Annotated in this window: 9 protein-coding genes and 1 pseudogene; 9 read left to right on the top strand and 1 reads right to left on the bottom strand. The window is 71.1% G+C overall.

Annotated elements, in window-relative coordinates; all coding sequences use genetic code 11:
* Window positions 1-407: 407 nt before the first annotated feature.
* Complete coding sequence (locus B7L92_RS36605; RefSeq protein ID WP_081241472.1) at window positions 408-1,319, top strand: YceI family protein; 912 nt, start codon at window positions 408-410, stop codon at window positions 1,317-1,319.
* A 46-nt stretch (window positions 1,320-1,365) separates the two neighbouring features.
* Here the strand turns inward: B7L92_RS36605 and B7L92_RS36600 are convergent, their stop codons facing one another.
* A complete protein-coding gene (locus B7L92_RS36600) occupies window positions 1,366-2,466 on the bottom strand; it encodes a winged helix DNA-binding domain-containing protein (protein ID WP_081241470.1) in 1,101 nt (366 codons plus the stop codon).
* Between the two features lie 203 nt (window positions 2,467-2,669).
* Here B7L92_RS36600 and B7L92_RS43995 point away from each other — a divergent pair, with 203 nt between their 5' ends.
* The 8 genes and pseudogenes from B7L92_RS43995 to B7L92_RS36560 form a co-directional block, all read left to right on the top strand.
* Window positions 2,670-2,876: an HTH domain-containing protein gene (locus B7L92_RS43995; protein WP_438364055.1), complete on the top strand. Its 207-nt coding sequence runs from the start codon at window positions 2,670-2,672 to the stop codon at window positions 2,874-2,876.
* 20 nt (window positions 2,877-2,896) lie between these two features.
* Window positions 2,897-3,124, top strand: a complete 228-nt coding sequence (locus B7L92_RS43190) for a hypothetical protein (protein WP_438364054.1) — start codon at window positions 2,897-2,899, stop codon at window positions 3,122-3,124.
* A gap of 355 nt (window positions 3,125-3,479) precedes the next feature.
* Entirely contained in the window at window positions 3,480-4,685 is a 1,206-nt protein-coding gene (locus B7L92_RS36585) for an ATP-binding protein (RefSeq protein ID WP_174704076.1), read from the top strand.
* A complete protein-coding gene (locus B7L92_RS36580) occupies window positions 4,682-5,083 on the top strand; it encodes a roadblock/LC7 domain-containing protein (protein WP_081241468.1) in 402 nt (133 codons plus the stop codon). The genes B7L92_RS36585 and B7L92_RS36580 overlap by 4 nt, the downstream gene beginning before the upstream one ends.
* Window positions 5,080-5,454: a DUF742 domain-containing protein gene (locus tag B7L92_RS36575; protein ID WP_004992252.1), complete on the top strand. Its 375-nt coding sequence runs from the start codon at window positions 5,080-5,082 to the stop codon at window positions 5,452-5,454. The genes B7L92_RS36580 and B7L92_RS36575 overlap by 4 nt, the downstream gene beginning before the upstream one ends.
* The gene (locus tag B7L92_RS36570) at window positions 5,429-6,031 is read left to right on the top strand and encodes a GTP-binding protein (RefSeq protein WP_081241467.1); all 603 of its coding nucleotides are present in this window, start codon (window positions 5,429-5,431) and stop codon (window positions 6,029-6,031) included. Before B7L92_RS36575 ends, B7L92_RS36570 begins: the two co-directional genes overlap by 26 nt.
* Before the next feature lie 104 nt (window positions 6,032-6,135).
* Window positions 6,136-7,437, top strand: coding sequence for a cytochrome P450 family protein (locus B7L92_RS36565; protein WP_081241466.1), 1,302 nt, complete (start codon window positions 6,136-6,138; stop codon window positions 7,435-7,437).
* Between the two features lie 101 nt (window positions 7,438-7,538).
* A pseudogene (locus tag B7L92_RS36560) lies at window positions 7,539-7,806 on the top strand (cytochrome P450); the annotation flags it as partial.

Here is a 7,806-nt window from a genome sequence, read left to right as displayed (position 1 = left end):
AGGGGCCGGCCGGCCCCTCCGTACCCGGGAGGAGGCACCGGTTCACCACGGGCCCACGCCCGCTCGCCGTGGGCCCGTGGTGACGGCGTTGGGGGTCCGGACGTGCAAGCCGTGCGGAAGTACTGTGAAACTTCGGTCGCCCTTTGCCGCAGCAGTTGTGCAAATCATCTGCACCTGATGTGACGCCCCCTTGAACAGGCTTCCTGAGCTGCGGAAATCAATCCGCCGAGGGGAAGGTCGCAGCCGATCCGATACTGGTGAGCAAAAGCTTCACGCTGAAACCTTTATGATCGTCGACGAACTGCGCCCTTCGTGCCGGCTCCCTGTTTCCATGATTCTTGGCGACCGCGAACGCACCCGAGGAGGCGGGCCCGCGAGGGTGACACGTGTCAAGAAAGGTGAACACCATGGTCCTCGGAATGCTCCGGCGCCTGCGGTCCCACGGCTCCGACGCCGCCCACGGCCTGACGGTCCCCCTGCCGCCCGGTGCGGGGGCGTTCGGCTGCGAGGTCGTCGACCCCCTGGGGCAGCCCATGGGCGGAGCCGAGGTCACGGTGACCGCGATGGGCAGCCACCGGGTCGCGGCCCACGGCACCACCGACCCGTACGGCCTCTACGTGGCGACGCTGCCGCCGGGCACCTACAGCGTGATGACCGCGGCCGAGGGCCTGTCACCCGCCCGCGAGACCATCGGCATCACCGCCGGTGTGGCCCTCCCCCCGGCCCGCATCGCGCTGGAGTCCGCCCGCCGGCTGGAACTCCCGCCGGCCGGCACCTGGTTGTTCGACCCGCCGCACACCGCGATCCGCTTCATCGCCAAGCACGTGGGCATGGCCCATGTCCACGGCCGCTTCACCCGCTTCGAGGGCGGCATCCGCGTCACGCCGGACATGGCCGACTCCCAGGTCTCGGTGCGCATCGACGCCTCCAGCATCGCCACGGGCAACAAGACCCGCGACAACCATCTGCGCTCCGCCGACTTCCTGGACGTCGAGCGCTACCCGCACATCGACTTCACCAGTACGCGCTTCGTCTACCGCGGCGGTTCCAAGTGGACCCTGCACGGCACGCTCACCATGCACGGCACCAGCCGCTCCGTCGGCCTCGACACCACCTACCTCGGGACGGTGAACGGCGGTTACGGGCAGGAACTGCGCTGCGCGGCCCTGGCGAAGACGGAACTGCACCGCGAGGACTTCACGCTCAACTGGCGTTCGATGCTGGCCCGCGGCATCGCGGTCGTCGGCCCCACCGTCCAGCTGGAGCTGGACGTGCAGGCGATGTACCGCACCCACGACACGCCCACGCCCCCGGAGTAGGCGGGACGGGCGAACGGGCCCGGAAGGAGCCGCGCGGGCGTGCCGCTCAGCGGGGCGAGGCGGAGATCCGGACGCGACGGCTCGCGCCGTCGGAGAGGAACGACGCCAGCGCCCGCCCCTCCTCGGCGACGGCGGTGCGGTCGGCCCGGGAGAAGCGACGCAGCGGGGCGACCGTCACGGTGCCGGCGTCCACGGTCCAGGTCGCGGCGACCCGGCCGTCGAGCAGGACGACGCGTTCGCCGGCGACCGACAGGCCGCGGTGGGCGTCGTCGACGATCCGGCTGCGGTCGTGGTAGGCGAGGAGCGCGTTGTCGAACGCCGGCAGGAACCGCACCGGGGCGGGGGTGTCGGGGTCCGGGCGCGGCGCGTCGGGCAGGTCCAGCAGCTCCCGGCCGCGTTCGTCGCGGAAGGCGACCAGTTCCTCGCGGAGGGCGGTGATCGCGGCCGACAGCCCGGTCAGGCCGCACCAGGCGCGCAGGTCGGCCGGGGAGGCGGGGCCGAACGCGGCCAGATAGCGCCGCACCAGCACCTGGCCGACCGGATCGGTGCCGTCCGGGGACGGCGGGTCGATCTCGCGTCCCAGCCAGGAGGAGAGCAGCACGGTGCGCACCCCGGCCTTCGCGCGCCACAGCCCTCGCGGCGGCAACTGCACCACCGGGACGAGAGCGGCGATCACCATCTCCCCCAGCGCCCGCCGGCCCGGCCCGGGCCAGTGTGCGGCGAGTTCCCGCGTGAGTTCGGCCGTCGTGCGCGGCACGCCGTCGGCCATCACCGCCCGGGCCGCCGCGGCGAGCCGGTCGAGGTCCACTCCGTCGAACTCGCGGCGGTAGGTGCCGAGGACCCGTCGGCGCAGCATGGTGTCGTGACGGGCCCGCCAGGCCAGGACGTCGTCGGCGGTGACGAGGTGGACGGTGCGGCGCATGAGGTGGGTGCGCACCACGCGCCGCCCGGTCAGCAGGTCCGACAGCTCCGCCGGATCGAAGGCGCGCAGCCGCGACCAGAGTCCGGCGAACGGTTCCTGCGGCTCCTGCGCCTGCAGTCCGCACAGGTGCGCGACGGCGTCGGCCACGGGGAGGCCGGCGCGTTCGAGCAGCAACTGCCGGGCCAGTGCGGCCCGGTTGAGCGCGCGGTCGTCGAGAACGGTCATGGGGTCCCTCCCGGGGTGTGCTCGCCGGGCACCGGCCGGCCTGCTCGTGGGTCGGCCCGCGTGTCGTCATGGCCGGCACGGATCGCGCGGTCGCCCGCGCGGCGGGCGGAGCGGAACGCGGTGACGGCGGTCATGGTGAGCCGGTCCTTCCGGTCGAGCTCGTCGGGGCACGGGAGAACCGTCGCAGCCGAAGCGGTCAGGACGTGTCCTCTTTCCGGGGCGGGATCCCCGTCACGCCGACGACACCAGCGCGACTGTCGATCCTGCTCTCCCTGCTCCAGGCACGCCGCGACCGGCCCGGGGCACTGCTCGTCGAACGACCGGACGTCAGCCCGCATACCGTGCGCCGCGACGTCGAGCGTCTGCGCGCGCTCGGTCACCCGGTGGCCGGCCCTGCCGGGGTGAGGTGATCCTCGGTGCGCCCGCCGCCGTGTCCCGCCACGCCCGCGACGCGGTCGTCGAGGCACTCGGCCCCGACCGCTGCCGGGTCGTCACGGGCTCGTGGTCGTGGGCCGGCCTGGTCGGCACGCCCGGCCGCTTCGACGCCGGCATCGAGGTCGTCGGCCCGTCCGAACCCGGGGACGCCTTCGCCCGCCTGACGCTCCGCTGCGCCCGCGCCGCGACCGGTGCGCCGGCCGCGTCACCGGCACACCGGTGAACACCGTGCCCGTGGCCCGCCCTCGCTCCCTGTTCTTCACGGTCCGTTCACCGGATGAACCACCGGAAGCGGACATCTTCCGGCCCGGTTCCGCGGTGCCGTGTGTGGGTCTGGTGAGGGTCCTCAACCAGTCGCCCGAGCAGACAGGTTGCCCGTATGTGCCTGATAAGATCATCGGACGTTCAGCAGGCTGGCGGCGCGTCATGAACGCGTACGGGGGACAGTCTCTAAGGCCCCATCGCTAAGGAGTCAGGCTTGGTCCGCCTGTGGCCCGCGCCGTTCGACGGCACGGACCCCGGCAGGGTTCGGTGGACCTCCGGCACTCCTGAAGCGATGCGACTTCCAAGAGAGTCTCATGACGTCATTGATCCGGGATCCACTGTTGTGGATCCTGCTTGTGGTGCTCATCGCTGCGGTGTTCGCGGTGATGCGGGCACGGAGAACCAACTTGGCGCTCCGAAGAACAAAGAACGACCTGGAGACCGGGCTGGGTCAGGCCCAGGGACAGGTCGCCCGGCTCCAGGAACACATCGCCTTACTGAACACTCAGCACAAGGACGACCTCGCCGGCGTCCGGGCCGACGCCGAGTCGTCGACCAAGGCCGTGCTGAAGTCGGCCATGGGAACGCTGCAGTCCCTCGCCGAGGAGCAGCAACTGCTCCTGGACGGGCTGCTGAAGAAGTACGGCAACGACACCGAGGTACTGGCCGACCTGATGTCGGTGGACCACACCGGCAGCCAGTTCGGCCGCCGGGCCAAGGGCATTTCGGTGCTGTGCGGCGGGTGGCTGGGCCGGCGCGAGGGCGCGGCGAGCGTCTACGACGTGGCCCGCAGCGCGCAGGGGCGGATCAAGGACTTCGACCGGGTCAGCATTCACGCGCAGGCCAGCGTCTCCGTCTCCAGCAAGGCCGTGGAGCCGCTGGCCGTCGTACTGGCCGAGCTGCTCGACAACGCGACCACCTACAGCGCCCCGGGCACGCCGGTCGAGGTCAACATCCAGGCCGTCCCCACCGGTGTGTGCTTCATCGTCGACGACGCCGGGCTGGGCATGGACCAGGAGACCAAGGACCGGGCGGCGGCCCTCCTCTCCGCCGACGGCCCCGTGGACATCACCGGGCTCGGCGACCCGCCCCACTTCGGTTTCGCCGTGTGCGGCATGCTCGCCGCGCGTTACGGCTTCGCCGTGTCGGTCGGCTCCGTGTCCCCCTACGGCGGAGTGCGTGCAGTGATCCGTGTACCGGAAAGTCTCCTGTCGGCCGACGGTCCGGCGCCCGCCGAACCGGTCCGGGAGCCCGAGGCCCGGGAGGCCGCGCCCCAGCGGCTGACTCCCGTGCCGGTGGGCCCCTCGCACGTGGTGGGCACGACGTCCGGCGGGCTGCCCAAGCGCCGCCGGCGCCAGGGACCCATCGCGGTGGTGCCTTCGCCCCAGGCCGCACCCGAGACCGACGAGCAGACGTCCGAGCCGGACAGCGAGGTGACCGCATCCCGCCTGGGGGCGTTCGCGCGCGGCACCCAGCTCGGACGGACCACGAACACCACGGAAGGACCTGACCACCAGTGAACACCGACCTGTCGTGGGTGCTGAACGACGTGCTCGAGGTGCGTGGTGCCCGCCACGCGGTCCTCGTCTCGGGTGACGGCCTGCTGCTGCAGCGTTCGGACGACATCTCGCGCGACGACGCGGAGACGAACGCCGCCGCGATGAGCTCCATGCAGTCCCTCAGCCGGGCGGTGGCCGGGTTCGTCGATGCGGGGCACGGCATCTGGAAGCAGACGCTGCTGGAGTACGACGGCGGCTGGATCTTCCTCATCGCCGCCGGGCAGGGCGCCTACCTGGCCGTGTCCGCCGCCCTGGACGTCGACATGGAGGCGATGTCGTTCCGCATGCAGAAGACCGTGGCGGCGCTGAGCAAGGCGATGAGCGTGGCACCACGCTCGAACAGCGGTGTCGACGTATGACGACGCCCGGCGAGGAAGCATCCGTCACCAGTGACTTCGTCCGCTCCTACGTCATCACCGGCGGCCGGAGCCTGCCGTCCTCGGACGATCTGGCGCTGCACACCCTGGTCACCCTGGCTCCCGAGCGGACCCTTCCGCTGGGGGCCGGGCCCGAGGTCAAGGCGATCTGGGACCTGTGCGCGGGTGGTTACCTGTCGGTCGCCGAGGTGGCCGGCCACCTCGGCCTGCCCGTCGGAGTGGCCCGGCTGCTGCTGACCGATTTATTCGAACAGGGGCATCTGTTGCGCCGTGCCGAACCGCCCCGGGCCCAGAACGTTGACAGAGCGACCCTCGAGAAGGTTCTGAATGGACTCCAATCCCTCATCGGCTGAGACGGCCCAGAGGTCCATCTACGTCTCCAGCGCGGTGACCAACGCCGCCAAGATCCTGGTCGTCGGGCATTTCGCCGTGGGCAAGACGACCTTCATCGGTTCGCTGTCGGAAATCACTCCTCTGCGCACCGAGGAGAAGATGACCCAGGCGTCCGTCCAGGTGGACGACCTGCGGGGCGTGACGGACAAGACGACCACCACGGTCGCGCTGGACTTCGGCCGTCTCACCCTGAGCAACGACCTGGTGCTGTACCTGTTCGGGACGCCGGGGCAGCAGCGCTTCATGCAGTTGTGGGAGGACATGGCCCGCGGCGCGCTGGGGGCGCTGCTGCTGGTCGATCCGGCACGGCTGGAGGAGACGTTCCCCGTCATCGACCTCATCGAGCGCTACGGCCTCGAGTACGCGATCGCCGTCAACTGCTTCAACTCGGCGACCGCCTACGGCGAGGAGGAGGTGCGTGAGGCGCTCGACCTGCTCCCGGACACCCCCGTCGTCTACTGCGACGCACGCGACCAGCGGTCCTCCGCCGAGGCGCTGATCGCGCTGGTCCGGCACCTGCTCGACCGCGCGGCCTGATCCGCCCCGCGCCCACCCGGCCCGGGAACGGTGGTTCCCGGTTCACTAAGGAAAACGTCATGGATCTTCAGCAGACATCCCCGCCCACCGCGGGCAGATGCCCCATGCACGACAGTTCGTTCGCCGACGATCCGCAGCAGGTCTACGACCGGCTGCGCGCCCACGCCCCGGCCGGCCCGGTCGAACTCGCCCCGGGCGTGGACGCCACCCTGGTCGTCGGGTACGAGACGGCGCTGCGGGTGCTGCAGAACACCGAGCTCTTCGCACGCGACGCCCGCCGCTGGAAGGCTCTGAACGAGGGCAGCATCAGCATGGACAGCCCGGTCCTGCCGATGATGGCCTACCGGCCCAACTGCCTGTTCACCGACGGCGCGGTGCACCTGCGGCTGCGCAAGGCGGTCACCGACAGCCTGGCCCGGCTCAACATGACCCGGATCCGGCGGGACGTGGAGCCGATCGCCGACTACCTCCTCGACCGGTTCAGCGAGCGGGGCCGCGCCGACCTGCTCAACGACTACGCCAAACTGCTGCCGCTGCTGCTGTTCAACAAGCTCTTCGGCTGCCCCGCGGGCATCGGCGACACCCTCACCGCCTCCATGTCGGCGATCTTCGACGGCAAGGACGCCCTGCGCGCCAACGAGGACCTCACCGCCTGCCTCATGGAGCTGATCGCCCTCAAGCGGCGCCGGCCCGGTGACGACGTCACCTCCTGGCTGATCCAGCATCCCGCCGGGCTGACCGACGAGGAGCTCAAGGACCAACTGGTGATGCTGATGGGCGCCGGCGTCGAACCCGAGCGCAACCTCATCGGCAACGCGCTGGTCCTGCTGCTGTCCGGCGCGGGCGGCCGGCAGAGCGGCATGCTGATCGAGGAGGCGCTCGACCACGTGCTGTGGAACCAGACCCCCATCGCCAACTACGCCACCCACTACCCGGTCCAGGACGTCGACCTCGGCGGCCACGTGGTGGAGGCGGGCACCCCGGTCGTCATCTCCTTCGCGGGGGCGAACAGCGACCCCGCGCTCGCCGAGGCCCGCCGCGCGCACCGCAAGGGGGCCCATCTGGCGTGGGGGGCCGGTCCGCACGCCTGCCCCGCCAAGGACCCGGCGCAGGTCATCGCGACCACCGCGATCGAGCGGCTCCTCAACGCACTGCCCGACCTGATGCTCGCCGTGCCCGAGAAGGACCTGCAGTGGCGGCCCGGGCCGTTCCACCGCGCCCTCGTCGCGCTGCCCGTGACCTTCAGCCCCACGCCGGCCACCCGCATGGCGGCCGCGATCCGGAACCGGCCCCCGGCGCCGGGTGCGGAGCAGCCCTTCCCGGCGGCCCCGTCCGCACCGGTCCGGCAGGACCCGGCACGCAGGAAGGGATTCTGGAGCAGTTTCCTGGACATCTTCCGTGTCTGATGCACTGCATGTGACAGGAGCAACACACAGAGGCGCATGACACCGGAGGGTGGAAGGGTAGATTCCGGCGGTACCGGTAGAACCAGCAAAGGAGCCCCTGCGTGACCGCCGTTGGCGACATACGCGGCACCACCACCGACCGCCGAGCCGTCATCTCCCTCCTCCGCCGCCTGCGTTCCGGTGAGGGGCAGGCCAATCCCCTTCCCATCTGGGAGGAGTTGCGTTCCCTGGGAGACGTCGTACGCGCCCCCTGGGGCGGCTACTTCGTCACCGGATTCGACGCGTGCAGCCAGGTCCTGCGGGGCAGGACCTGGCTCGTGCCGGACTTCGCGTGGCAGGAGCGCCAGCCCGACATGGAGCGCTGGCAGG

The sequence above is a fragment of the Streptomyces viridosporus genome, from assembly GCF_002078235.1.
Lineage (GTDB): Bacteria > Actinomycetota > Actinomycetes > Streptomycetales > Streptomycetaceae > Streptomyces > Streptomyces viridosporus.
Note: the sequence above shows the minus strand (reverse complement) of the source record. Positions and strands in the feature narration are given on the sequence as shown.

Coding starts and splice junctions, on each gene's coding strand:
- B7L92_RS36585 (WP_174704076.1), top strand. CDS start 3,480: ATGACGTCATTGATCCGGGATCCACTGTTGTGGATCCTGCTTGTGGTG.
- B7L92_RS36565 (WP_081241466.1), top strand. CDS start 6,136: ATGCACGACAGTTCGTTCGCCGACGATCCGCAGCAGGTCTACGACCGG.
- B7L92_RS36600 (WP_081241470.1), bottom strand. CDS start 2,466: ATGACCGTTCTCGACGACCGCGCGCTCAACCGGGCCGCACTGGCCCGG.
- B7L92_RS36575 (WP_004992252.1), top strand. CDS start 5,080: ATGACGACGCCCGGCGAGGAAGCATCCGTCACCAGTGACTTCGTCCGC.
- B7L92_RS36570 (WP_081241467.1), top strand. CDS start 5,429: ATGGACTCCAATCCCTCATCGGCTGAGACGGCCCAGAGGTCCATCTAC.
- B7L92_RS36605 (WP_081241472.1), top strand. CDS start 408: ATGGTCCTCGGAATGCTCCGGCGCCTGCGGTCCCACGGCTCCGACGCC.